The organism is Kitasatospora sp. NPDC093550 (genome assembly GCF_044764985.1).
Classification (GTDB): domain Bacteria; phylum Actinomycetota; class Actinomycetes; order Streptomycetales; family Streptomycetaceae; genus Kitasatospora.
In genome coordinates this window covers 194,507-221,208 of the sequence record NZ_JBIWJF010000015.1, presented here as the reverse complement: position 1 = coordinate 221,208, position 26,702 = coordinate 194,507, and the positions used below count along the sequence as shown (strand labels likewise).

Below are 26,702 nucleotides of genomic sequence, written 5' to 3'. Positions count from 1 at the left end.
CGGCGCCCACCCCGCCGACCCCGCCGCGGGCGCCTAGCCCGCCGCCCGCGGCGCCAGCGGCGACAGCACCGCCTGTGCACCACCACCCCCCCCCCGGGGGGGGGGGGGGGCGCCCGGGGCCCCCCACGCCCCTTTGCCGTGCCGTCTCCGGACCGCGCGTCGCCGCCTCCGAACCGCCCGTCGCCGGCTTCGAACGGTCCGTCACTGCATCCGAACTGCAGTGCGCCCAGAGATCCCGTATAGCCGCTGCGCCGAGGCTGGTCACAACGTCAGTCCCTGTCTCGTGAAGGCCGAGGAGATTTCCATGTCCGCTGCGAAGAACGACGCCACTCCCTCCTTCCTGGTGGTGCTCAACGACGAGGAGCAGTACTCGATCTGGTCCGCCGACCGCGAGCTGCCCGCCGGGTGGCGCGCCGAGGGGTTCGCCGGCAGCCGGGAGGACGCCCTGGCCCACATCGGCCGGGTGTGGACCGACATGCGTCCGCTGAGCCTGCGCCGGCGCATGGAGCAGACCGCCGCCTGAGCACCCGACGCCCGCCCCTGACCCGCCCATCGGCAGCTGCCGACCGTATGAGGAGTACCTATGATTCCCGAGTCGTGGTCGAACGGCTCAACCGGCGAGTTCACCCCCGTCCATGAGCTCGTCGCCCGCCAGGCGGCGAGCACCCCGGACCGGGTCGCCGTTGTCGACGGGCGGGTCGAGCTCAGCTACGCCCAGCTCGACGAGCGGGCCAACCGGCTCGCCCACTTCCTGCGGGACCAGGGCATCGGCCCGGACCGCGTCGTCGGTGTCTGCCTGCGGCGCGGCGCCGACCTGGTGGTCGCGCTGCTCGCCGTCTGGCGGGCCGGCGGCGCGTACGTCCCGCTCGACCCGGACCAGCCGGCCGCCAGGCTCGACTGGACGGTCCGGGACACCGGCACCGCGCTGGTGCTGGCCGAGGAGGACGCCGTCGGCCTGTTCGCCGGGGCCGACGTCCGCTGCCTCACCCCCGCCGAACTGAGCGCGGCCACCGCGCGGCTCCCGCGGACCGCGCCGGTGACGGGCCTCGCCCCGGCCAACGCCGCGTACGTCATCCACACCTCCGGCTCGACCGGCACCCCGAAGGGCGTCGTCGTCACCCAGGCCGGCATCGGCAACCGGATCGGCTGGCTGCTGCGCGGCCCCGGCCTCGGCCCGGACGACCGGGTGCTGCAGAAGACCGCGCTGACCTTCGACGCGCACTGCTGGGAGGTCTTCGCCCCGCTGATCTGCGGCGGCGCCGTGGTGCTCGCGCCGGTCGGCGCCGAGCGCGACCCGGCCGCCCTGCTGCGCGCCACCGCCGAGTACGGCGTGACCGTCCTCCAGGTGGTCCCGTCGGTGCTGCGGCTGCTGGTCGAGGAGCCGGACTGGACGGGCTGCGGCTCGCTGCGGCTGCTGTTCTCGGCCGGTGAGGCGCTGCACGCCGAACTCGTCCAGCGCGTGCTCGGCCGCGTGGACGTCGACGTGTGGAACACCTACGGCCCGACCGAGTGCTCCATCGACGTCACCGCGCACCGCTTCGACCGTGCCCAGCTGACCGGCCCGGTGCCGATCGGCCGCCCGCTGGACAACCTGCGGGTGCTGGTGGCCGACGCCAACGGCCGGCCGGTGCCGGTCGGCGTGCCCGGCGAGCTGTGCGCCGGCGGCATCGGGGTGGCCCGCGGCTACCTGGGCCGCCCGGACCTCACCGCCGAGCGCTTCGTCCCGGACGCCTACGCCAAGGACGGCTCGCGCCTCTACCGCACCGGCGACCGGGTGCGCTGGCGCAAGGACGGCGTGCTGGAGTACCTGGGCCGCGCCGACGACCAGGCCAAGGTCAACGGCGTCCGGATCGAGCCGGGCGAGGTGGAGGCCGCGCTCGCCGCCCACCCCGGAGTCGTCGGCGCCGTCGTCACCACCTTCACCGCCCCCGACGGCGGACCGCGGCTGGCCGCGTACGTCCGCACCCGCGACGCCTCCGTCGTCGGCGAGCTGCGCGGCTTCCTGGCCGAGCGGCTGCCGCAGACCCACCTCCCGGCCGCCTTCGTCGCGGTCGAGGAGTTCCCGCTGAACTCCAGCGGCAAGGTGGACCGCAAGGCCCTCCCGGCGCCGCTCCCGGACGCCGGGGCCGACCGGGCCGCCCACCGGGCTCCGCGCACGGAGACCGAGCGGCGGATCGCCGAGGCCTGGCAGGAGCTGCTGAAGGTCGACCGGGTCGGCCTCGGCGACGACTTCTTCCGCCTCGGCGGCACCTCGCTCCAGCTCACCCGGCTGGCCAACCGGCTCTCCGTGCTGTTCGGCCGGGAGGTCAAGCTGCGGGCACTGCTGGCCGCGGCGACCGTCGAGGCGATGGCCGAACTGTTCGCCCCCGCCGCGCCCGAGCCGGCCGCGGCCATCGTCCCCGTCCCCCGCGAGGGCGGCCTGCCGCTCTCCTTCGGCCAGCACCGGCTCTGGTTCATGGACCGGATGAACCCGCAGAGCGCCGAGTGGGTGGCCGGCATGTTCCTCCGGCTGCCCGCCGACACCCCCGCCGCCCGGGTCCGCCGGGCCGTCGACGCGCTGGTCGCCCGGCACGAGGCGCTGCGCACCCGCTACGCGGTGGTGGACGGCGAATCGCTGCAGTTCGTCCAGGAGCCCTCCGCGGTGGGGATCCGCGAGCTGGACGTGGACCGCGCGGAACTCACCGCGCTGCTCACCGAGGAGTTCGGCCGGGGCTTCGACCTCGAACACGGCCCGCTGCTGCGCGGCCTGCTGGCCCGGCTGCCCGGCGAGGAGCAGGTGCTGGTCCTGACCATGCACCACATCGTCACCGACGGCTGGTCCTCCTCGATCATGGAGCGCGAGCTCACGGAGCTGCTCGCCGCCGAGGCCGAGCAGCGCCCGGCCGCCCTGCCGGCGCTCCCGGTCCAGTACGCCGACTACGCCGCATGGCAGCGCGAGCAGTTCACCGACGCGCTGCTGCAGGCCGAACTCGACCACTGGCGGGGCGTGTTGGCGGGCCTCACCCCGATCGGCCTGCCGACCGACCGGCCGCGCGCGGCCGTCCGGGACGGCCGCGGCTCGGTGGAGTTCTTCACCGTCCCCGCCGAGGTGGCCGAGCGCCTGACCGCGATCGGCCGCGCCCACGGCGCGACCCCGTTCGCCACCCTGCTCACCGGCTTCGCCGCCCTCCTCGCCCGGCACGCCGGCCAGTGGGACCTGCCGATCGGCACCCCCGTCGCCGGCCGGGACCGGGCCGGGGTCGAGAACGTCGTCGGCTTCTTCCTCAACAGCCTGGTGCTGCGCTGCGGCCTGGACGGCGCTCTGGGCTTCGGCGAGGCGCTGGAGCGCGTCCGGGAGGTCTGCCGGGACGCCTTCGCCCACCAGGACCTCCCGTTCGAGCGCCTGGTGGACGAGCTGGCGCCGGTCCGCGACCTCTCCCGCACCCCGCTCTACCAGGTCGCCTTCGACCTGCACGACGAGGAGTTCAACGGCGCCACCGAGACCGCCGAGGACCGCGACACCCTGGCCGCCCTCTGGGGCCTGGCCCACACCGACCTGACCCTCTACATGCGCCGCAACGCCGACGGCAGCATGGAGGGGCAGCTGGAGTACGCGACCGCGCTCTTCGACGCCGACAGCATCAGGGCGCTCGCCGACCGCTTCGTCCGGCTGCTCGGCTCCGTCGCCGCCGACCCGGCCACCGCCCTCGGCGAGATCGACCTGCTGCCCGCCGAGGAGCGCGCCACCCTGCTCGGCGACTGGGCGGTCGGCGCGGAGCTCCCGGTCGAGCTGACCACCCTGCAGCGCTTCGAGCGGCAGGCCGCGCTCACCCCGGACGCCGTCGCCGTCGCCGAGCCCGGACGCACCACGGGCTACGCCGAACTCGACGCCCGGGCCAACCGCCTGGCCCACCACCTGCGCGGGCTCGGCGTCACCGAGGAGTCGGTGGTCGGCGTGCTGCTGGACCGGGGCGCGGACCTGCTCACCGCGATGCTCGCCGCCTGGAAGGCCGGCGCCGCGTACGTGCCGATGGACCCGAGCTGGCCCGCCGGCCGGATCGCGACCATGGCCGCCGACGCCCAGGCCCCGGTGGTGCTCACCCAGTCCTCGTACGCCGACCGCTTCGCGGCCGGGTACCCGGGCCTCGTCGTCACGGTGGACACCCTCGCCGGGGCGCTCGCGCCGCTGCCCGCCACCGCGCCGGCGCTGCGCCCCGACCTGGACCGGCTGGCCTACGTGATCTACACCTCCGGCTCGACCGGCAAGCCCAAGGGCGTCGCCGTGCCGCACCGGGGCCTGGCCAACCACCTGCAGTGGGCCGTCGCCGAGCTGGCCGCCCGGGGCACCGGCGGCGGGGCGGTGTTCTCCTCCGTCGCCTTCGACCTGGTCGTCCCGAACCTGTGGGCCCCGCTGCTGTGCGGCCAGAGGGTCACCATGCTGGCGCAGCACACGGACCTCTCCGAGCTGGGCGAACGCCTGGTCGCGGCCGGCCCGTTCAGCTTCCTCAAGCTGACGCCCGGGCACCTGGAGATCCTCTCCCGCCAGATCACGCCCGCCCAGGCCGCCGGGCTGGCCGGCGTCGTGGTGGTGGCCGGCGAGGCGCTCTCCGGCCGGCTGGCCGGCCAGTGGGCCGCCTGGCTCGGCGAAGGCCGCCTGATCAACGAGTACGGCCCGACCGAGGCCTCCGTCGGCACCTGCACCTACCCGGTGCCGGTCGAGGGCACCGCGGGCATCGTCCCGATCGGCCGCCCGCTCCCGGGCCTGACCATGCACGTCCTCGACCCCGACCTGCGCCCGGTGCCCGCCGGGGCGGTCGGCGAGCTGTACGTCGGCGGCATCAGCGTCGCCCGCGGCTACGCCGACCAGCCGGAGCTGACCGCCGAACGCTTCCTGCCGGACCCGTACGGCGCCCCCGGCGCCAGGATCTACCGCACCGGCGACCTGGCCCGCTGGCTGCCCGAGGGGGCGGTCGACTTCCTGGGCCGGATCGACAACCAGGTGAAGATCCGCGGCTACCGGATCGAGCCCGGCGAGGCCCGGGCCGCGCTGGTGCGCCACCCCGGGGTGGCCGAGGCCGTGGTCGTCGCCCTGGTCGGCGAGAGCGACGGCGGGCAGCCGGAGGCCCGGCTCGCCGCCTACTACGTCCCCGCGAACGGCACCCCGGTGCCCGGCGAGGAGCTGGGCGCGTACTGCGCCGAGTACCTGCCGGCCTACCTGGTGCCGACCAGCTACACCCCGCTCGACGCCCTTCCGCTGAACGCCAACGGCAAGGTCGACCGGGCCGCGCTGCCCGCCCCCGAGGAGGTGCGGGAGCAGGAGTCGGTCGCGCCGCGCACCGTCGTCGAGGAGCGGATCGCCGAGATCTGGCAGGAGCTGCTCGGCACCACCGTCGGGGTGCACGACAACTTCTTCCACTCCGGCGGCAACTCGATCCTGGCGATCACCCTGATCGCCGAGCTGCAGGCCGAGTTCGAGATCCGGATGCCCGTCCGGGCCGTCTTCGAGGGCCCCACCGTCGCCGAGATGGCCACGGCGGTCGAGGCCGAGATCACCGCAGAGATCGACCAGCTGACCGACTCCGAGCTGATGGAGGAGCAGAAGGCATGACCACCGCCGAGACCGAGACCAGCACCGCGGCCGCCCGGCGCGAGGAGCTCCTCCGCAGCCGGCTGGCCGGACGCCGCGGCTCCCGCAAGGCCGCCGGCATCCCCCGCGCCGACCGCGAGCAGCCGCTGAAGCTGTCCGCCGGCCAGCAGCAGATGTGGTTCCTGAACCGGCTGGACCCGGAGAGCGCCGAATACCTGGTGCCGCTGGTGCTCCGGCTGCGCGGGACGCTCGACGTCCCCGCCCTGGAGGCCGCCTGGAACCGGATCGTGGCCCGCCACGAGATCCTGCGCACCCGCTACGCCCTGCTGGGCACCGAACCGGTGCAGCTGGTCGACGAGGCCCACCCCGTCGAGGTGCCGGTGACCGACCTCCGTACGGAGCCGGACCGGGCGCGCGAGGCGGTCGAGCGGGCCGCCCGCCGCTCCTTCGACCTCGCCACCGAGTGGCCCGCCCGGGCCGAGCTGTTCCGGCTGGCCGAGGACGACCACGTGCTGGCCGTGGTGTTCCACCACATCGCCTGCGACGCCTGGTCGGTGAACCTCTTCGGAGCCGAGTTGGAGGCCGCCTACACCACCGCCGTCCAGGGCGGCGGCGCCGCCCCCGCGGGGCCGGAGGTCCAGTACGCCGACTTCGCCGCCTGGCAGCAGGAGCAGCTGGCCGGCCCCGCGCTGGAGCGCCAACTCGCCTACTGGCGCGGGCAGCTGGCCGACAGCCTGCCCGCCGAGCTGCCCACCGACCGCCCGCGCCCGGAGGTCCGGGACGCGGCCGGCGCCGACGTCCCGCTCACCTTCTCGCACGAGCTGGCCGGAAGGGTTCGGGAGTTGGCCCACGCGCACGGCACCACGCCGTTCGCCGTGCTGCTCACCGCCTTCCAGGTCCTGCTCGCCCGCTACAGCGGCCGCCCGGACGTCAACGTCGGCACCGTGGTCTCCGGCCGCACCCGCCCCGAGCTGCAGCGGCTCATCGGTTACGGCATCAACACCCTGGTGCTGCGCGCCCGTTGGTCCGACGACCCGGGCTTCGGCGAGCTGCTCGACCGGGCCCGGGCCACCGTCCTGGACGCCTTCGACCACCAGGAGGTGCCGTTCGCCCGGCTGGTCGACGAGCTCCAGCCGGAGCGCGACGCCTCCCGCACCCCGCTGCACCAGGTCGCGCTGACCTGGCACGAGGAGCGCGAGGGCTTCGTCTCGCTGCCCGGGCTGGCCGTCGAGCCCTTCGAGTTCGCCGACGTGATCGCCAAGTACGACCTGCTGCTCCAGGTCGAGGAGCGCAAGGACGGCGGCCTCGGCGGCCGGCTCCAGTACGCCACCGCACTGTTCGACCGGGCCACCGCCGAGCGGATGGCCGGCCACCTGGCCGCCCTGCTCGACGCGGCCACCACCGACCCCGCGAAGCCGGTCTCCCGGCTGGAGGTCCTCGGCGCCGACGAGCGCGCCGTGCTGACCGGCGCGCTGGACGGCCACCGCCCGTCCGAGCCCGTCCGCACCACCCTGCACCGGATGTTCGAGGAGTGGGCCGCCCGCACCCCGGACGCCGTCGCGGTGGTCGCCGACGGCCGCGAGCTCACCTTCGCCGAGGTCAACGAGCGGGCCAACCGCCTGGCGCACCACCTGCGTTCGCTGGGCGTCGGCCCGGAGGACCTGGTCGGCGTCTGCCTGGAGCGCGGCGCCGACCTGGTGCCGAGCCTGCTCGGCGTGCTCAAGTCCGGCGCCGGCTACCTCCCGCTGGACCCGGCCAACCCGAGCGACCGCCTGGGCTACGTGCTCGCCGACTCCGGCGCCAAGGTCGCCGTCGTCCACCCGGCCACCCGCGAGCTGCTCGCCCCGGTCTTCGCCGGCGAGCTGGTCGACGCGGCGGTGCCGGACGGCCCGACCACCGACCCCGAGCCGGTCTCCGGCCCGGACAACACCGTCTACGTCATCTACACCTCGGGCTCCACCGGCAAGCCCAAGGGCTGCGTGCTCACCCACGCCAACGTGCTGCGCCTGTTCGACACCACCCGCCCGCAGTTCGGCTTCGGTCCGGACGACGTCTGGACGATGTTCCACTCCTACGCCTTCGACTTCTCGGTGTGGGAGATCTGGGGCGCCGTACTGCACGGCGGCCGGGTCGTGATCGTGCCGAGCCTCACCGCGCGGGACCCGGAGCTCTTCCTCGACCTGCTGGCCGAGCAGCGGGTCACCGTGCTCAACCAGACCCCCTCCGCCTTCGCCCAGCTGATCCGGGCCGACGGCCGCCGGGCCGAGCCCGCCGAACTGGCCCTGCGCACCGTCGTGTTCGGCGGCGAGGCGCTGGACTTCGCGGCGCTGCGCGAATGGGCCGGGCGCCGGGGGCTGGACACCCCCGAGCTGATCAACATGTACGGCATCACCGAGACCACCGTGCACACCACGTACCACCGCGTCGGCCCGGCGGACCTCGCCGCCGGGGCGGGCAACGCCATCGGCCGGCCGCTGGCCGACCTGGGCATCCGGCTGCTCGACGAGCACGGCGAGCTGGTCCCGGTCGGTGTCCCGGGCGAGATCCACGTCGCCGGCCCGGGTGTGGCCCGCGGCTACCTCGACCGCCCGGAACTGACCGCCGAACGCTTCGTCCCGGACCCGTGGGGCCCGCCCGGCTCCCGCCTCTACCGCTCCGGCGACCTCGCCCGCCGCCGCCCCGACGGCGGCCTGGAGTTCCTCGGCCGCATCGACACCCAGGTCAAGATCCGCGGCTACCGCATCGAACTCGGCGAGATCGCCAAGGTGCTCCAGGACCACCCCGGCGTCCGGGACGGCGTCGTGGTGGCCCGCGAGGACGGCCCCGGTGACAAGCGCCTGGTCGCCTACCTCGTCCCCGCCGGGGAGCGGCTGCCCGCCGGCGGCGAGCTGGCGGCGCACTGCGCGGCCATGCTGCCCGGCTACATGGTGCCCACCGCCTTCGTCGCGCTGGAGCGCATCCCGCTCACCGTCAACGGCAAGCTCGACCAGCGCGCCCTGCCCGCCCCCGACCAGGGCGACCTGGGCACCGGCGCCGCGTACGTGGCACCGCGCACCCCGGTCGAGGAGCAGGTCGCCGCGGTCTGGCGCGAGGTGCTCGGGGTCGAGCGGGTCGGTGTGGAGGACGGCTTCTTCGAGCTCGGCGGCGACTCCATCCGCGCCGTCGCCCTGGTCGGCGCGCTGCGCGAGAGCGGCTTCGACCTGGCCGTCCGGGACGTCTTCGAGCACCGCACGGTGGCCCGGCTGAGCGAGCTGATCACCGGCCGTCCGGCCGCGGCCGGGGCCACCGCCGGCGTCCGGCCGTTCGCGCTGCTCCCCGACGAGGACCGCGCGCTGCTGCCCGAGGGCGTCACCGACGCCTACCCGCTCTCCCAGGTGCAGCTCGGCATGGTCGTCGAGATGCTGGCCGACGAGGGCCTGAACAACTACCACAACGTCAGCGCCGGCCGGATCAACGACGAGCAGCCCTTCGACCACCCGGCGTTCGAGGCGGCCGTCCGCTTCGTCACCGAGCGGCACGAGATGCTGCGCACCTCGATCCACCTCAACGGCTTCTCCCGCCCGATGCAGCTGGTGCACGCCACCGCCGCCACCGCGGCCGGGATGACCGACCTGCGCGGCCTGGACGCCGAGGAGGCGACGCGCCGGATCCGCGCCTTCACCGCCGCCGAGCGGACGAACCTGTTCGACCTCACCGTCCCCTCGCTGATGCGCTACCACGCACTGGTCACCGACGACGGCTGGTGGATCTCGGTCACCGAGTGCCACCCGGTCATGGAGGGCTGGAGCCAGCACTCCCTGCTGATGGAGCTCCTGCGCACCTACGTCCGGATCCGCGACGGCCTCGCCCCGCAGGACCCGGACACCCCGCCGACCCCGGACGTGCGCTTCGCCGACTTCATCGCCGACGAGCTGGAGTCGCTGGCCTCCGCGGAGGACCGCGCCTACTGGCAGGGGGTCGTCCAGGGCCACGCCCGCTACCTGCTGCCGGCCGGCTGGGGCGACGCCACCGCCGGGCGCGGCACCGTCAAGGCCGCCGCCGACCTGCGCGACCTCGAACCCGCGCTGCGCGCGCTGGCCACCAAGGCGAAGGCCTCGTTCAAGAGCGTCGTGATCGCCGCCCACCTCAAGGTGCTCAGCCAGCTGACCGAGGAGCGGTCCTTCCACTCCGGGCTGGTCTGCGACGCCCGCCCCGAACGGCTCGGCGCGGACCGCGTGCTGGGCATGTACCTCAACACGCTCCCGATCGCCCACGACCGCTCCGCCCGCACCTGGCGCGAGCTGGTGGCGGCGACCTTCGCCACCGAGGTCGGCCTGTGGCCGCACCGCCGCTACCCGTTCCCGGCGGTCCAGCGCGAGTGGGGCGGCGCCGAGCGCCTGATGGACGTCTACTTCAACTACCAGGACTTCCACCAGATCGACGGCGACCTGCTCGACCAGGAGACCGAGGCGATCGACGACAGCCCGACCGAGTTCCCGCTGACCGTCGCCTCCCGGGCCGGCCACATCATCCTCACCGCCAACCCGCGCTGCGTCAGCCCCGTCAACCTGGAGCGGATGGCCGGGATGTACCGGGCGGTGCTGGAGGCGATGGCGGCGGATCCGGACGGCGACGCCACCGCGGTCCTGGTCTCCCCCGCCGAGCACGCCCTGCTCACCGACGGCGCCGCCCGGCCCGCCACCCCGGTCGAGGCCACCGTGCACGAGCTGTTCGAACGGCAGGCGGCCCGCACCCCGGACGCCGTCGCGGTCACCGCCGGCGACGTCCACCTCACCTACGCCGAGGTCAACGAGCGCGCCAACCGCCTCGCCCACCACCTGCGTTCGCTCGGGGTCGGCGCGGAGGACCTGGTCGGCATGTGCCTGGAGCGCGACGCCGAGCTGCTGCCGACCCTGCTCGGCATCCTCAAGTCCGGCGCCGGCTACCTGCCGCTGGACCCGGCCCACCCGAGCGACCGGCTGGGCTACGCCCTGGAGGACTCCGGCGCCAAGCTGGCGATCGTCTCCCCCTGCACCGCCCCGGTGCTGGCCGGCGTCTTCCCCGGCACGGTGATCGAACTGGCCCGGGACGCCGAACTGATCGCCGCCCACCCGGCGACCGACCCGGAGCCGGTCTCCACCCCCGAGCACGTGATCTACGTGATCTACACCTCCGGCTCCACCGGCAAGCCCAAGGGCTGCGTGCTCACCCACACCAACGTGGTCCGGCTGATGACCACCGCGCACGAGCACTACGGCTTCGCCCCGTCGGACGTCTTCTCGATGTTCCACTCGTACGCCTTCGACGTCTCCGTCTTCGAGACGTGGGGCGCCCTGCTGTACGGCGGCCGGGTGGTCGTCGTCCCGCAGGCCGTCACGCGCTCGCCGGAGGACTTCCTCGACCTGCTGGTCGCCGAGCGGGTCACCGTCCTGTCCCAGACCCCGACCGCCTTCCGCTCGCTGGTCTCCGCCGCGGTGGAGCAGGACCCGCGCCTGGCCGACCTGGACCTGCGCGCCGTGGTCTTCGCGGGCGAGAAGCTCGAAGTGCCGGAACTGCGGCCCTGGGCCGACCTGATGGGCCTGTCCCGGCCCGCGCTGATCAACATGTACGGCATCACCGAGACCACCGTGCACTCCACCTTCTACCGGATCGAGGAGAACGACCTTGACCCGCTTGCGGGCAACCGCGTGGGCGACCCGCTCGGCGATCTTCGGATTCATCTGCTGGACCACGCGGGGCGGATGGTCCCGGTCGGCGTCCCGGGCGAGATCCACGTCGCCGGCCCGGGTGTGGCCCGCGGCTACCTCGACCGCCCGGAACTGACCGCCGAACGCTTCGTCCCGGACCCGTGGGGCCCGCCCGGCTCCCGCCTCTACCGCTCCGGCGACCTCGCCCGCCGCCGCCCCGACGGCGGCCTGGAGTTCCTCGGCCGCATCGACACCCAGGTCAAGATCCGCGGCTACCGCATCGAACTCGGCGAGATCGCCGGCGTGATGCTGGAACACCCCGGCATCCGGCAGGCCGTGGTCGTCGTCCGGGACGACCGCCTGGTCGGCTACCTCGTCCCGAACGGCGCCGAGGGCCCCTCGACCAAGGAGCTGCGGGCCCTGCTCTCCCGCTCGCTGCCCGAGTACATGGTCCCGGCCGCGTTCGTCACCCTGGAGTCGATGCCGCTGACCGTCAACGGCAAGTTCGACAAGGCCGCGCTGCCCGCCCCGGACGGCCTGACCCAGGTCGACGAGGCCGCCTACGTCGCCCCGCGCAGCTCCGTGGAGGAGCGGGTCGCCGAGGTCTGGGCCGAGGTGCTCGGGGTCGAGCGGGTCGGCGTCGAGGACGGCTTCTTCGAGCTCGGCGGCGACTCCATCCGCGCCGTCACCCTGGTCGGCGCGCTGCGCCGGGCCGGGTACGACGTGGCCGTGAAGGACGTCTTCGAGCGGCGCACCGTCGCCGGGCTGGGCGAGCTGATCACCGGCCGGCCGGCGCCCGCCGAATCGGCCGCCCCGGTCGAGCCGTTCGCGCTGCTCTCCGACGAGGACCTGGCGGTCCTGCCGCAGGGCGTCGTGGACGCCTACCCGGCCACCCAGGTGCAGCTCGGCATGCTGGTCGAGATGCTCTCCGGCGGCGAGGCCAGCTACCACCAGTGCGTCTCCTACCGGATCAACGACGAGCAGCCCTTCGACGAGGCCGCGCTGCGCCTCGCCGTCCAGGAGCTGGCGCGCCGGCACGAGACCCTGCGCACCTCCTTCGACCTCACCGGCTACTCCACCCCGCTCCAGCTCGTCCACCGCGAGCTGGCGATCCCGGTCACCGTGCACGACCTGCGCGAGCTGGACGCGGCGGGCCGCCGGGCCGCGCTGGAGGGGTTCTTCGCCACCGAGCGGGCCGACGTGTTCGACCCGGCCGCGCCGCCGCTGCTGCGGGTCGCGGTGCACCTCGACGAGCCGGGCGGCTGGCGGCTGGCCTTCACCCAGCCGCACGCGCTGACCCAGGGCTGGAGCCAGTTCGCGCTGCTCACCGAGCTGGTGGAGGTCTACCGGGCGTACCGCGACAGCGGGGCGCCGGGCCCGTACGAGGCCCCGGGCGTGCGCTTCGCCGACTTCGTGGCCGGCGAACTCGCCTCGCTCGCCTCCGAGGAGGACCGCGGGTACTGGCGCGGGATCGTCGGGCGGCACGCGCCGGTCTCGGTGCCGGCCGGCTGGGGCGCGCCCGGCGAGGGCCGGCCGCACGTCAGCCAGGTGCCGCTCGGGGACCTGGAGAAGCCGCTGCGGGCCTTCGCGGCCCGGGCGAAGGTGTCGGTGAAGAGCGTCCTGCTCGCCGCCCACCTCAAGGTGATGAGCCAGCTGACCGAGGACGGGCGCTTCCACACCGGCCTGGTCTGCGACGCCCGGCCCGAGGCGCCCGGCGCCGACCGGGTGCAGGGCATGTACCTCAACACCCTGCCGTTCGCGGCGGACCGCTCCGCCCGGACCTGGCGCGAGCTGGTCGAGCAGGTCTTCGCCCGCGAGGTGGAGCTCTGGTCGCACCGCCGCTACCCGCTCCAGGCGATCCAGCGCGAGATGGCCGGCGGCCGCCGCCAGATCGACGTGATCTTCAACTACCACGACTTCCGCGGCTTCGACAGCGCGGAGATCGACGCCACCGCCGCCATCGGCGAGAGCAGCACCGAGTTCGCGCTCAGCGTCGCCACCGGCGGCGCGGGGCTCAACCTGACCGCCGACACCTCGGTGCTCAGCCCGGCCAACGGCGCCCGGCTGGCCGCCATGTACCGCGCCGTGCTGGCCGCGATGGCGGCCGACCCGGACGGCGACGCCCGCACCACCTACCTCGCCCCGCAGGACGAGGAGCGGCTGGCCGCCTGGACGGCGACCGACCGCGAGCAGGTGTGGCTGATGGCCGAGGCGGAGTTCGAGCGGTACGCGGAGCTCACCCCGCACCGTCCGGCGATCACCGCCGACGGCGTGGTGCTCGACTACGCGGAGGTCAACCGGCGGGCCAACCGGCTCGCCCACCACCTGCGGGCGCTGGGCGTCGGCCCGGACACCCTGGTGGGCATCTGCGCCGACCGCTCGCCGTCCACCGTCGTCGCGGTGCTCGCGGTGCTCAAGTCCGGCGGCGCCTACCTGCCGCTCGACCCGGAGTACCCGGCCGAGCGCCTGGGCTACATGGCCCAGGACGCCGACATCGCGGTCCTGCTGACCGAGACCCACCGGATGGCGCCGCTGCTGGCCGCCGCCCCGGGCCTGGCCGCCGTGCCGGTGCTGCTGGACCGGCCGGAGGAGTGGAACCACCACCCCGCCGACAACCCCGCCCCGCTCGCCGGGCCGGACGACCTGGCGTACGTCATCTACACCTCCGGCTCCACCGGCCGTCCCAAGGGCGTCCTGGTGCACCGCCGGGGCATGGCCAACCACCTGCTGGCGAAGATCGAGGACCTGGGCCTCACGGCCGCCGACTCGGTGGTGCAGAACGCCTCGATGGCCTTCGACATCTCGGTCTGGCAGATGCTCTCCACCCTCGTGGTGGGCGGCTCGGTCCGGGTCGTGGACGCCGGGACCGCGGTCGACCCGCTGGCCCTGCTGCCCCGGGTGGCCGAGGAGCGGGTCACCGTCCTGGAGGTCGTCCCCTCGCTGCTGCGGGCCGCGATGGACGCCTGGGACTCGGGCGCGCTGACCGCCGAACTCCCGTACCTGCGATGGATGGTGGTCACCGGTGAGGCGCTGCCGCCGGACCTGTGCCGGCGCTGGTTCGACCGCTTCCCGGAGGTGCCGATGGTCAACGCCTACGGCCCGACCGAGTGCTCGGACGACGTCACGCACGCCCTGATCGGCGCCGGCGACCCGATCGGCGAGGCCCGGGTGACCATCGGCCGGTCCGTGCGCAACACCCGGCTGCAGGTGCTGGACGCCGCGATGGCGCCGGTGCCGGTCGGGGTGCCGGGCGAGCTGTACGTCGGCGGCGTGGGCGTGGCCCGCGGCTACGGCGGCCGGCCCGAGCTGACCGCCGAGCGCTTCCTGCCGGACCCGTGGGGGCCGGCCGGGTCGCGGCTGTACCGCACCGGCGACGTGGTCCTCTGGAACGACGAGGGCGGTCTGGAGTTCCTCGGCCGGGTCGACCACCAGGTCAAGATCCGCGGCGTGCGGATCGAACTCGGCGAGATCGAGGCCGCGTTGACCCGCCTGCCGTACATCGCCGAGGCGGTCGCGGCGGTCCGCCCGGACCCGAACGGCCACCAGCGCCTGATCGGCTACCTGGTGCCCGTCGGCGGCCGGCCGGCCCCGGCGGAGGAGCTGCGCGAGCTGCTGGCGCGGACGCTGCCGGACACCATGGTCCCGCAGGTCTTCGTGGAGCTGGACACCATCCCGCTCACCGCCAACGGCAAGGTGGACCGCAACGTCCTCCCCGACCCCGAGGTCTGGACGGAGCCCGACCGGACGTACGTCGAACCGCGCACCGCGACCGAGAAGCGGATCGCCGCCCTCTGGTCGGAGGCGCTGGGCGTCGAACGGATCGGCACCGAGGACAACTTCTTCCGCCTCGGCGGCGACTCGATCCTGGTCATCCGGGTGATCGCCGCGGCCCGCCAGGCCGACCTGCCGGTGACCCTGTTCATGCTCTACCAGCACGACACCCTGGGGCAGTTGGCGGCGGCGGTGGACCTGGCCACGGGCCGCCCGCCGCGCGCCCTGGACACCCCGGCGCCGGTCGCCCCGGCCGTCGCGCCGGCCCCGCAGCGGGTCTCGCTCGACTCGCTGACGGCCGTCCTGGAGGCGGTCGAGGTGCCCGGCGCGAGCATCGCGGTGGTCGAGGGCGGCGAACTGGTCGCCCTGGAGGCCCTGGGCACCCTGGCCGCCGGGTCGAGCGAGCCGGTGACCCCGGACACGATCTTCCAGGTCGGCTCCTGGGGCAAGCACGTCACCGCGCTCGGCGTCCTGATGCTCGTCGAGGAGGGCCTGGTCGCCCTGGACGAGGACGTCAACCGCTACCTCACCTCCTGGCAGCTGCCCGGCACCGTCCGGGTGACGGTCCGGCACCTGCTCAGCCACACCGCCGGGCTGACCGAGACCCCGCGCCGCGGGGTCCGGCGCGGGCAGCCGGTGGCGACGCCGGTGGAGCTGCTGCGCGGCGAGGTCCGGCCGGCCTCCGGCCCGGTCCGGCAGGAGGTCGCGGGCACCTTCCGGCAGTCCAACGCCCACTACACGCTGCTGGAGCAGATGGTCTCCGACGTGACCGGCGAGCCCTTCGCCGAGCTCATGGACACCCTGGTCCTGCGCCCCCTGGGCATGGCGCACAGCAGCTTCGACCAGTCCTTCCCGGAGACTGCGGGCCGGCCCGTCGCCCTCGGGCACGACCAGCAGGGCCGGACCATCGAGGGCGGCTGGCTGATCCACCCGGAGAAGTCCGCGGCCGGTCTGTGGAGCAGCGCCGCCGACCTCGCCAAGCTGGACCTGGAGATCCGCCGCTGCTACCTCGGCCGCCCGCTCGGCCTGATCGGCCGAGAGCTCGCGGAGCAGATGCTCACGCCGCACAGCTCCAGCTTCTTCGGACTGGGCACGATCGTCGACGACAGCGGCCCGGACGTCGAGTTCGGCCACGGCGGTTCGCCGGGCGGCTACCAGGCGGTCTCGATGTTCAAGGTCCACCAGGGCTCCGGCCTGGTGGTGCTGACCAACGGCGAGTCCAGCGCCCAGATCGTGAAGGCGGCCTCCGCCGCCCTCCAGCCGCACGCAGCGGCCGACCCGCGCCTGGGCGACTGGCCGGTGATGCCGTGATCTGACCCTCCCCACCGCCCTGCCTCCGTCATCCCCCGACGGAGGCAGGGCCTTTTCGCGCGCCCGCCGGACCCCGGCCGCCGCCACGGCTCCCTGACGGAACCCCAGGACCAGTGCCGGTAGCGCCGAAATATAGGGAGATCCCGGAGATTGGTCCGAGCCGGACATGTGTACGCCGGCACCGGGCGCCGCGGCGCGGGCGCTCGCCGAGTCGGTTGAAAGGCTTCCGATGCTCGCCCAGACCACCACGGTGGAGACCGCCCGCTGGTTCCGCACGTACGCCCCCCGGCCGCACGCCCGGACGCGGCTCGTCTGCTTCCCGCACGCCGGCGGCTCGGCCGCCGCCTTCCGCGACCTCGCCGGCCGGCTGCCGGCCGACGTGGAGCTGACCGCCGTGCAGTACCCCGGCCGGCAGGACCGGTACGGCGAGACCCCGGCGCCCGACCTGGACGCCCTGGCCACCGCCGTCGCCGCCGCCGTCGAACCGCTGCTCGACCGCCCGGTGGCCTTCTTCGGCCACAGCCTCGGCGCCACGGTCGCCTTCGAGACGGCCCGCCGGCTGTCCTCCCGCCACCGCCCGGCGCTGCGCCGGCTCTTCGCCTCGGCGCGCCGCGCCCCCGCCGTCCCGGGCCCCGCCGGGATCGGCCGGGACGACGAGGCCGTGCTCGCCTACGTCCGCCGGCTCGGCGGTACCGGCGCCCGGCTGCTGGAGGACGAGGACCTGCGCGAGATGGCCCTGCCGGTGCTGCGGGCCGACTTCCACCTGGTGGACACCTACACCTACGTCCCGGGCGCCCCGCTGCTCTGCCCGATCACCGCCGTCGTCGGCGAGGAGGACGGCGCCTGCCGCCCCGAGCACGCCCTGCGCTGGGCCGAGTGCACCGCCGCCGGCTTCGACCTGCGGGTACTGCCCGGCGGCCACTTCTACCCGGAGACCCACCCCGCGGAGCTCACCGCACTGCTCACCGGGACGCTCGGCGTCCCGGCCGCCTAGGCCCGCACCGGAGGAGGAGACAGACCCCATGGCATACAACCCGTTCAACGACCCGGCCGGGTGCTACCGCGTGCTGGTCAACGACCGCGGCGAGCACTCCCTCTGGCCGGGCTTCGCCGCCGTCCCGGCGGGCTGGTCGACGGTGCTGGTGGACGCCGACCGCGACGCCTGCACCGCGTACCTCGCCCGGCACCGGCCCGCGCCGGCCGCCCCGGCCCCGACCGCCACGACCACGAGGGTGAAGAGCAATGTCTGACCCGAAGACCCCGATCCGGCTGCCGCTCTCGGCGCCGCAGACCGGCATCTGGTTCGCCCACCAGCTCGACCCCTCCGGCTGCCGCTACAACATCGCCGAGTACAAGGAGATCCACGGCCCGGTCGACCACGCGCTGCTGGAGACCGCCTGGCGCGCGCACCTGGAGGAGGCCTGGACGTACCGCACCACCCGGGTCGTCCAGGAGCCGGACGGACTGGTCCAGTACCTCGACCCGGACGCCCGGCACCGCTCGCTCCCCCTGGTCGACCTGAGCGCCGAGGCCGACCCGGCCGCCGCCGCCCGGGCCTGGATGGACGCGGACCTGACCCTCCCGGTCGAGCTGTCCGAGGGCCGGCTGCACACCTTCGCGCTGCTCAAGATCGCCGAGGACCGCTACCAGTACTACCAGCGGGCCCACCACATCGCCATCGACGCCTACGGCGGCTCCCTGGTCGGCGCCCGGGTCGCCGAGATCTACACCGCCCTGAGCCGGGGCGAGGAGCCCCCCGCGAGCACCTTCGACCCGCTGCCGGTGGTGCTCGCGGAGGACGCCGACTACCGCGCCTCCGAGGCCGCCGAGGCCGACCTGCGGTACTGGGTCGAGAAGCTGGCCGACCGCCCCGAGCCGCGCCGCCTGGTGGACCGCACGGTGGAGCCGGGCACCGACCACCCGGCGGTGGGCTTCCACCGCCGCACCGTCGCGCTCTCCCAGGAGCACACCGACCGGCTGAAGGAGATCGCCCGCGCCGCCCGCGCACCGTGGTCCGTCCTGGTGATCGCGCTGGTCGCCGGCTACCTCGCGCGGATGACCGGGCAGCGCCGGCAGATCATCGGCCTGCCGGTCACCGGCCGCACCACCCCGGCGGCCCGCCGCACCCCGAGCATGGCCTCCAACTGGGTGCCGCTGCTGCTCGACGTGCGCCCCGAGGAGACCGTCGCCCAACTGGTGCGCCAGGCCGTCGGCGAGGTGCGCGGCGGCCTCAAGCACCAGATGCCGCGCTACGAGGACGTCTGCCGCGCGCTCGGCCTGACCGGTTCGGCGGACGGCCTGGTCGGCCCGACCGTCAACATCATGGCCTTCGACTCCGAGCTGTACTTCGGCGCGTACCCGGCCTTCGCCCACAACCTGTCCAACGGCCCCGTCGACGACCTGTGCGTCGCCGTCTACGACCGCGCCGACGGCCAGGGCCTGACCATCGACTTCGACGCCAACCCCGGCCTCTACCGGGCCGACGAGGTCGCCGAGCACCAGGACCGCTTCCTGCGCCTCCTGCGGGCCGTCCTCGACGCCCCCGACACCGCGCTGGGCCGGCTCGACCTGCTCGCCCCCGAGGAGCGCCGGCTGCTGCTCACCGAGTGGAACTCCGCCCTCGGTGAGGCGCCGTACGCCACCGACGCGCTGGCGGCCTTCGAGGCCCAGGCCGAGCGCACCCCCGACGCCCCCGCCGTGGTCCTGGACGGCACCGCCGTCAGCTACCGCGAGCTGGACGCGTGGGCCAACCGGCTCGGCCACGGGCTGCGCGCCGCCGGCGCCGGCCCGGACACCGTCGTCGGCGTGCTGCTCGACCGCACCCCGGCCCTGCTCGCCGCCCTGCTCGGGGCCTGGAAGGCGGGCGCCGGATACCTGCCGATGGACCCGGCCTGGCCGGCCGCCCGGCTCGCCACCGTGCTCGCCGACGCCCGCGCCGTCGCCCTGGTCAGCGACCGCGCCCCGGAGTTCGCCGGGGCCGTCCTCGACCCGGCCGCGGTGGCGGACCTCCCGGCCGGCCGCCCGGACGTCCCGCGCGACCCGGACCGGCTCGCCTACGTCATCTACACCTCCGGCTCGACCGGCCGCCCCAAGGGCGTCCAGATCGCCCACCGCGGCCTGGCCAACTACCTCGGCTGGGCCGTCCGGGACTACACCGGCACCGGCGGCGGCGCGGCGCTGTTCTCCTCCGTCGCCTTCGACCTCGTGGTGCCCACCCTGTTCGCGCCGCTGCTCACCGGCGCCCCCGTGCACCTCTTCCCGGAGGGCCGCGACCTCGCCGACCTCGGCTCCTGGCTGGTCGGATCGGGCCCGTTCGACTTCCTCAAGCTCACCCCCGGCCACCTGGAGATGCTCGCCCACCAGCTGTCCCCGGCCGAGGCCCACGGCCTCGCCCCGGTGCTGGTCGTCGGCGGCGAGGCGCTGCTCGGCCGGGTCGCCGAGCAGTGGAGCGCGTGGACCGGCGGCCGGGTCGTCAACGAGTACGGCCCCACCGAGATCACCGTCGCCAACTGCGTCTTCGACGTGACCGGCCCGCAGCCCACCCAGGTGGTGCCGATCGGCCGCCCGATCCCCGCCACCGGCATGTACGTGCTGGACGCCGAGCTCGAACCGGTGCCGGTCGGCACCGTCGGCGAGCTGTGGATCGGCGGCGCCGGCCTGGCCCGGGGCTACCTCGGCCAGCCCGCGATGACGGCCGAGCGCTTCGTGCCGGACCCGTTCGGCGCCCCCGGCGGCCGGCTCTACCGCACCGGCGACACCGCCCGGGTGCTGCCGGACGGCAACGTCGACTACCTCGGCCGCGGCGACGACCAGGTCAAGATCCGCGGCTACCGGGTCGAGATCGGCGAGATCGAGGCCGCGCTCGGCCGCCACCCCGGGATCGCCCAGGCCGTCGTCCTGGTCCGCGAGGACCGCCCGGGCGACCGCCGGCTGGTCGCCTACACCGTCCCGGACACCCCCGGCACCGCACCCGACCTCGCCGGACTCCGGGAGTTCCTCGGGCAGTCGCTGCCCGACTACATGGTCCCGGGCACCGTCGTCCCGCTCCCCGCCCTGCCGCTCACCGCCAACGGCAAGGTGGACCGCGCCGCGCTGCCCGCCCCCGAGCTGCCCTCCGCCGAGGCCGCGCGGGCCCCGCGCGGCCCGCGCGAGCAGCTGTTCTGCGAGCTGCTCGCGGAGGTGCTCGGCCTGTCCGCGGTCGGCCCCGACGACTCCTTCTTCGAGCTCGGCGGCGACAGCATCATGTCGATCCAGCTGGTCGCCCGCGCCCGGCTGGCCGGGCTGACCATCACCGCGCGGGACGTCTTCACCCGCAGGACGGCGGCCGGCCTCGCCGACGCCGCCCTCGACCTCCCGCAGGCCGCCGCCGAGGCGCCCGGCGCCGGGATCGGCGAGCTGCCCGCCACCCCGATCGTCCACTGGCTGGCCGGACACCCCGGCGACGTCGACCAGTTCGACGCGTACAACCAGTCGCTGACCCTGCGCGTCCCGGCCGGCGCGACCGAGGCCGAACTGACCGCGGCCCTGCAGGCCGTGCTCGACCACCACGACGCGCTGCGCCTGCGCACCACCGCCGACTGGCGGCTGACGACCACCGCCCCCGGCACGGTGCGCGCCGCCCTGCGCCGGGTGGACGCCACCGGCCTCGACGAGCAGGCCCTGCGCGCCCTGCGCTCCGCCGAGGGCCACGCCGCCCGGGCCCGGCTCGCGCCGCGCGAGGGCGTCACCGTGCAGGCCGTCTGGTTCGACCGCGGCCCGGCCGAGAGCGGCCGGCTCCTGCTGATGGTCCACCACCTGGTGGTCGACGGCGTCTCCTGGCGCGTGCTCGGCCCCGACCTCGCCGAGGCCTGGCAGGCCGTCCACGAGGGCCGCACCCCCGCCCTCGCCCCGGTCGGCACCTCCTACCGCGGCTGGGCCCGGCGCCTCGCCGACGAGGCGGTACGGCCCGAGCGCGAGGCCGAACTCGACTGGTGGCAGGGCGTGCTGTCCGGCGCGGACGCAGCCGGCCACCCGACGGTCCGGCACCCGGCCGACCCGGCCCGCGACACCCACGGCAGCGCCGAACGCCTCACCCTGCGGCTGCCCGCCGGACTCACCGAGCAGCTGCTCACCCGCCTGCCCGCCGCCTTCCACGCCGAGGTCAACGACGTCCTGCTGGCCGCCCTGACCCTCGCCTGCGACGGCCGCGCCCTGGTCGACCTCGAAGGGCACGGCCGCGAGAGCGACGCCCTCGGCGGCGGCGACCTCTCCCGCACCGTCGGCTGGTTCACCAGCCTCCACCCGGTCCGGCTGGACGCCGGCGCCCTCGACCTCGCCGAGGCCCGCTCCGGCGGCCCGGCCGCCGGAGCCCTGCTCAAGCGGGTCAAGGAGCAGCTGCGCGCCGTACCGGACAAGGGCATCGGCTACGGGCTGCTGCGCCACCTCAACCCGCGCACCGGCCCGCTGCTGGCCGCCCTCCCCTCCCCCGGTCTCGGCTTCAACTACCTCGGCCGGTTCACCGCCGGCGAGGGCGACTGGGCCGTGCTGCCCGAGCTGGACGACCGGGTGCCCGGCGCCGACGACCGGATGCCGCTGGCCCACGCCGTCGAGCTCAACGCGCTGACCCAGGACGGGCCGGACGGCCCCGAGCTGGTCGCCGAGTGGAGCTGGGCGCCGGGCCTGCGCTCGGCCGAGGAGGTCCGCGCCCTGGCCGACGGCTGGTTCGCGGCGCTGCGCGCCCTGGCCGAGCACGGCAGCCGGCCCGGCGCCGGCGGCCGGACCCCGTCCGACCTCGCGCCGGCCGGGCTCAGCCAGGCCGAGATCGAGCAGCTGGAGGCCGAACTCCCCGACCTCGCCGACGTGCTGCCGCTCTCCCCGCTCCAGGAGGGCCTGTTCTTCCACGCCCTCTACAACGCCCAGGACACCGACGTGTACCTGGCCCAGCTGGAGCTGGACCTCGAGGGTCCGCTGGACGCCGACGGGCTGCGCATCGCCGCCGAGGCCCTGCTGGAGCGGCACGCCAACCTGCGGGCCGGCTTCCGCACCGGCTCGCACCGCCCGGTGCAGGTGATCCCGGGCCGGGTCGAACTCCCGTGGCGCCACGAGGACCTGAGCGCCGGCCCGGAGGCCGCCGAGGCCTTCGCCGCCGAGGAGCGCACCCGCCGCTTCGACCTCGACCGCCCGCCGCTGCTGCGCTTCGCGCTGCTCCGGCTCGCCGCGGACCGCCACCGCCTGCTGCTCACCAACCACCACCTACTGCTGGACGGCTGGTCGATGCCGCTGCTGATCCAGGAGCTGCTGGCGCTGTACGCGGCCGGCGGCGACGGCGGCGCGCTGCCCCGCGTCCGCCCGTACCGCGAGCACCTGGTCCAGCTGGACGCCAGGGACCGGACGGCCGCCCGCGCCGCCTGGCGGGACGCCCTGGCGGGGCTGGAGGAGCCCACCCGGGTCCGGGTCACCCCGCCCGGCCGGGTGCCGGTGCCCCCGCGACGGCTGGAGTTCCGCGCGCCCGCGGAGACCGGCACCGGTCTGGCCGCCCGGGCCCGGGCGCACGGGCTGACGCTGAACACGCTGCTCCAGGCCGCCTGGGCGATCACCCTGGGCCGGATCACCAACTCCACCGACGTCACCTTCGGCGTCACGGTCTCCGGCCGCCCGGCCGAACTGCGCGGCGCCGACCGGATGGTGGGCCTGTTCATCAACACCCTGCCGCTGCGCCTGCGGCTGGACCCGGCGGAGTCCCTGGCCACGCTGCTCGGCCGGCTCCAGGCCGAGCAGTCCGGCCTGCTGGAACACCAGCACCTGGGCCTCGCCGAGATCCAGGAGCTGGCCGGGGTCGGCGAACTCTTCGACACCGCCATGGTGCTGGAGAACTACCCGCTGGACGCCACCGCGCTGCGGGCCCCGGTCCGCGGGGTGCGGCTGGCCGACGTCCGGGTCCACGACGCGGTGCACTACACCCTCGGCCTGATGGCCGTCCCGATGGACGACACCGTCTCCTTCCGGCTCGACTTCCAGACCGACCTGCTCACCGAGGCCGAGGCCCGGGAGATCGCCGACCGACTGCTGCGGGTGCTGGCCGCGCTCGCCGCCGAACCGGACCTGCCGCTCGGACAGCTGGACGTCCTCGCCCCCGAGGAGCGCCACCGGCTGCTCACCGCGTGGAACGACATCGCGCGGCCGGTCGCGCCCGGCACCTTCCCCGCGCTGTTCGAGGCCCGGGTCGCCGAGCGGCCCGACGCCGTCGCCCTCGCGCTCGGCGCGGAGCGGCTGAGCTACGCCGAGCTGAACGCGCGGTCCAACCGCCTGGCCCGGCTGCTGGTGGAACGGGGCGCCGGCCCGGAGCGGTTCGTGGCGATCGCGCTGGAGCGCTCGGTCGAGCTGATCGTCGCCCAGCTGGCGGTGCTCAAGGCCGGTGCCGCGTTCCTGCCGCTGGACCCGCGCTACCCGGCCGACCGGATCGGCTACATGCTCACCGACGCCGCCCCGGAGCTGGTGCTCACCACCGGCACACTGGCCGCCGAGCTGTTCGCGGACAGCCCGGTGCCGAGGCTGCTGGTCGAGTCGCTCGACACCGCCGACCGCTCCCCCGCCGACCTGACCGACGGGGACCGCACGGCACCGCTGACCGCGGACCGGCCCGCGTACGTGATCTACACCTCCGGTTCGACCGGCCGCCCCAAGGGCGTCGTCGTCACTCACACCGGCCTCGCCAGCATGGTGGAGAGCCAGCGGACCGGCCTGGCCGTGACGCCGGACAGCCGCGTCCTGCTGTTCGCCTCGCCGTCCTTCGACGCGGCCGTCTGGGAGCTGGGCATGGCCCTGCTGACCGGCGCCCGGGCCGTCCTCGGCGACGCCGACCGGCTGCTGCCCGGCCCGGCCCTGGTGGAGCTGATCGCGGAGCAGGGCGTCACCCACGTCACCCTGCCGCCGACCGCCCTGGCGGTGCTCCCGCCGGACGCGCTGCCCGCCGGCGGGACCCTGGTGGTCGCCGGCGAGGCCTGCCCGCCCGACCTGGTCGAGCACTGGTCCGCCCGGCTGCGGATGGTGAACGCGTACGGCCCCACCGAGTCCACCGTCTGCGCCAGCATGAGCAGCCCGCTCAGCGGCCGGATCTCCCCGCCGATGGGCCTGCCCGTCGTCAACACCCGCCTGTACGTGCTCGATTCGAGCCTGCAGCCGGTCCCGCTCGGGGTGGTCGGCGAGCTGTACATCGCCGGCGCCGGTCTGGCCCGCGGCTACCTGGGCCGGCCGGACCTGACCGCCGAGCGCTTCGTGGCCGACCCGTTCGGAGCCCCGGGCAGCCGGATGTACCGCTCGGGGGACCTGGTCCGCCGGGCGACCGACGGCAGCCTGGAGTACCTGGGCCGCGCCGACCACCAGGTCAAGGTCCGCGGCTTCCGGATCGAGCCCGGCGAGATCGAGGCCGTCCTGGCCCTGCACCCGTCGGTGGCGCAGGCCTTCGTCCTGGTCCGGGAGGACCGCCCGGGCGACCGACGGCTGGTCGGCTACGCCGTCCCCCACCCGGGCGGGAGCATCGACCGGGCCGCCCTGCGCGCCTTCGTCGGCGAGAGCCTGCCCGACTACATGGTCCCCTCGTCCGTCGTCGTCCTGGAGGCCTTCCCGCTGACGGCCAACGGCAAGGTGGACCGCAAGGCCCTCCCGGCCCCGGACCAGAGCGCCGACGGCCCCCGGACGGCGCCCGCGAACCCCGTCGAGGCGGCGCTCTGCACCGCCTTCGCCGAGGCGCTGGGCACCGGCCCGGTCGGCGCCGACGAGTCCTTCTTCGACCTCGGCGGCGACAGCATCCTGGCCATCCGGTTCGTCGCCCGGGCCCGGGCCGCCGGCCTGGTGGTCACCGTCCGCGAGGTCTTCCAGCACCGGACGGCGCAGGCGCTGGCCGTCCTCGCCCGCCCGCTGGCCGAGCCGGACGCCCCCGCCCGGAGCGTCTTCACCGACCCGGAGTCGGAGCGCGAGGCCGCCGAACTCCTCGCGTCCGACGACGCGTTGGCGGACGTCCTGCCGCTCTCCTCGCTCCAGGAGGGCTTCCTGTTCCACGCCCTGCTGGCCGACACGGACGTCGACGTCTACACCACCCAGGTCCACTTCGACCTGCACGGTCCCCTCGACCCGCCCAGGCTGCGGCTCTCCGCCGAACGGCTGCTCGCCCGCCACCCCGGCCTGCGGGCTGGCTTCCGACGGGCCGGCCTCAGCCGCCCGCTCCAGGCGGTCCACCGCGAGGTCGAACTCCCCTGGTACCAGGACGATCTGAGCGGACACCCGGACCCGGTCGGCGAGGCCGAGCGGCTGGCCCTCGCCGACCGCGTCCGGTCGTTCGACTTCACCCGGCCGCCGCTGCTGCGGCTGCGCGTCGCCCGGCTCGCCGACGGACGGCACCGGGTCGTCCTGACCGGCCACCACATCCTGTGGGACGGCTGGTCAGTGCCGGTCCTGCTGGACGAGTTGTTCACCGCCTACCGGCACGGCGGCTCCACCGACGCGCTGCCCGAGCCGACCCCGCCGCGCGAGCACCTCGCCTGGCTGGCCCGGCAGGACGCCGGGGCGGCCCGCGCCGCCTGGGCCGCCTCGGTCGGCGACGCCCGGCCGACCCTGGTCGCCCCGGAGGCGGCGCACCGCGACCCGGTCCGGCACGGCTCGGTCTCGGTCGACCTGAGCGAGGAGCTCACCGAGGAGCTCACCACCGCCGTCCGGGCCCGGGGCGTCACCCTCAACACCGCCGTCCAGGTCGCCTGGGCGCTGGTGCTGGCCCGTCTGACCGGCGAGCAGGACGTCGTCCTCGGCGCCACCGTCTCCGGCCGCCCGGCCGAGGTCCCCGGGGTCGAGCGGATGATCGGCATGTTCCTCAACACCCTGCCGGTGCGCGTCCGGATCGACGAGAACGAGCCGTTGTCGGACCTCCTGACCCGCCTCCAGGACGAGCAGTCCCGGCTGATCCCGCACCACCACCTCGGCCTCAGCGAGATCCGGCAACTCGCCGGCGGACAGGTCCTCTTCGACACCACGGTGATCCACCAGAACGCCCCGCTGGACGCCGCGGCGCTGGCCGCCGGGCTCGACGGACTGGCCCTCGGCGACGCCGGCAGCATCGACGCCACCCACTACCCGCTGCGGATGCAGGCCGTCCCCGCGCTGCACGGGTCGGGGCTCGAACTACGCCTCGGCTACCGCCCGGACGTCTACGACGAGGCCGAGGCCCGGGGCCTGCTGGACCAGGTCCACCGCGTCCTGCGCACGGTGATCGACGCCCCGTCGACCAGGACCGGCCTGGTCGAGCTGATCTCCGCCGAGGAACAGGATCGACTCCTCGCCGGGTGGGGAGGCTACTGACCGTCGTGACGGGGCGGCCCCTCGGGGCCGCCCCGCTCCATGACGGAAACCCAATCCGCCTT

At 75.2% G+C, this 26,702-nt stretch carries 6 protein-coding genes; all 6 read left to right on the top strand.

Translation table 11 applies throughout. The features are described from left to right. Nucleotides 1-304: 304 nt before the first annotated feature. On the top strand, nucleotides 305-523 hold the full coding sequence (locus ACIRD3_RS24625) for an MbtH family protein (RefSeq protein ID WP_402220401.1): 219 nt from the start codon (nucleotides 305-307) through the stop codon (nucleotides 521-523). Between the two features lie 60 nt (nucleotides 524-583). Beyond that, nucleotides 584-5,587: an amino acid adenylation domain-containing protein gene (locus tag ACIRD3_RS24620; RefSeq protein WP_402220398.1), complete on the top strand. Its 5,004-nt coding sequence runs from the start codon at nucleotides 584-586 to the stop codon at nucleotides 5,585-5,587. Beyond that, on the top strand, nucleotides 5,584-16,314 hold the full coding sequence (locus ACIRD3_RS24615) for an amino acid adenylation domain-containing protein (RefSeq protein ID WP_402220395.1): 10,731 nt from the start codon (nucleotides 5,584-5,586) through the stop codon (nucleotides 16,312-16,314). Before ACIRD3_RS24620 ends, ACIRD3_RS24615 begins: the two co-directional genes overlap by 4 nt. Nucleotides 16,315-16,543: 229 nt before the next feature. Continuing rightward, nucleotides 16,544-17,308, top strand: coding sequence for a thioesterase II family protein (locus ACIRD3_RS24610; protein ID WP_402220392.1), 765 nt, complete (start codon nucleotides 16,544-16,546; stop codon nucleotides 17,306-17,308). A gap of 28 nt (nucleotides 17,309-17,336) precedes the next feature. Beyond that, entirely contained in the window at nucleotides 17,337-17,564 is a 228-nt protein-coding gene (locus ACIRD3_RS24605) for an MbtH family protein (protein ID WP_402220389.1), read from the top strand. Then, nucleotides 17,557-26,640, top strand: a complete 9,084-nt coding sequence (locus tag ACIRD3_RS24600) for an amino acid adenylation domain-containing protein (RefSeq protein ID WP_402220386.1) — start codon at nucleotides 17,557-17,559, stop codon at nucleotides 26,638-26,640. The genes ACIRD3_RS24605 and ACIRD3_RS24600 overlap by 8 nt, the downstream gene beginning before the upstream one ends. The last annotated feature ends 62 nt before the right edge of the window (nucleotides 26,641-26,702 follow it).

Coding starts and splice junctions, on each gene's coding strand:
- ACIRD3_RS24625 (WP_402220401.1), top strand. CDS start 305: ATGTCCGCTGCGAAGAACGACGCCACTCCCTCCTTCCTGGTGGTGCTC.
- ACIRD3_RS24620 (WP_402220398.1), top strand. CDS start 584: ATGATTCCCGAGTCGTGGTCGAACGGCTCAACCGGCGAGTTCACCCCC.
- ACIRD3_RS24615 (WP_402220395.1), top strand. CDS start 5,584: ATGACCACCGCCGAGACCGAGACCAGCACCGCGGCCGCCCGGCGCGAG.
- ACIRD3_RS24610 (WP_402220392.1), top strand. CDS start 16,544: ATGCTCGCCCAGACCACCACGGTGGAGACCGCCCGCTGGTTCCGCACG.
- ACIRD3_RS24605 (WP_402220389.1), top strand. CDS start 17,337: ATGGCATACAACCCGTTCAACGACCCGGCCGGGTGCTACCGCGTGCTG.
- ACIRD3_RS24600 (WP_402220386.1), top strand. CDS start 17,557: ATGTCTGACCCGAAGACCCCGATCCGGCTGCCGCTCTCGGCGCCGCAG.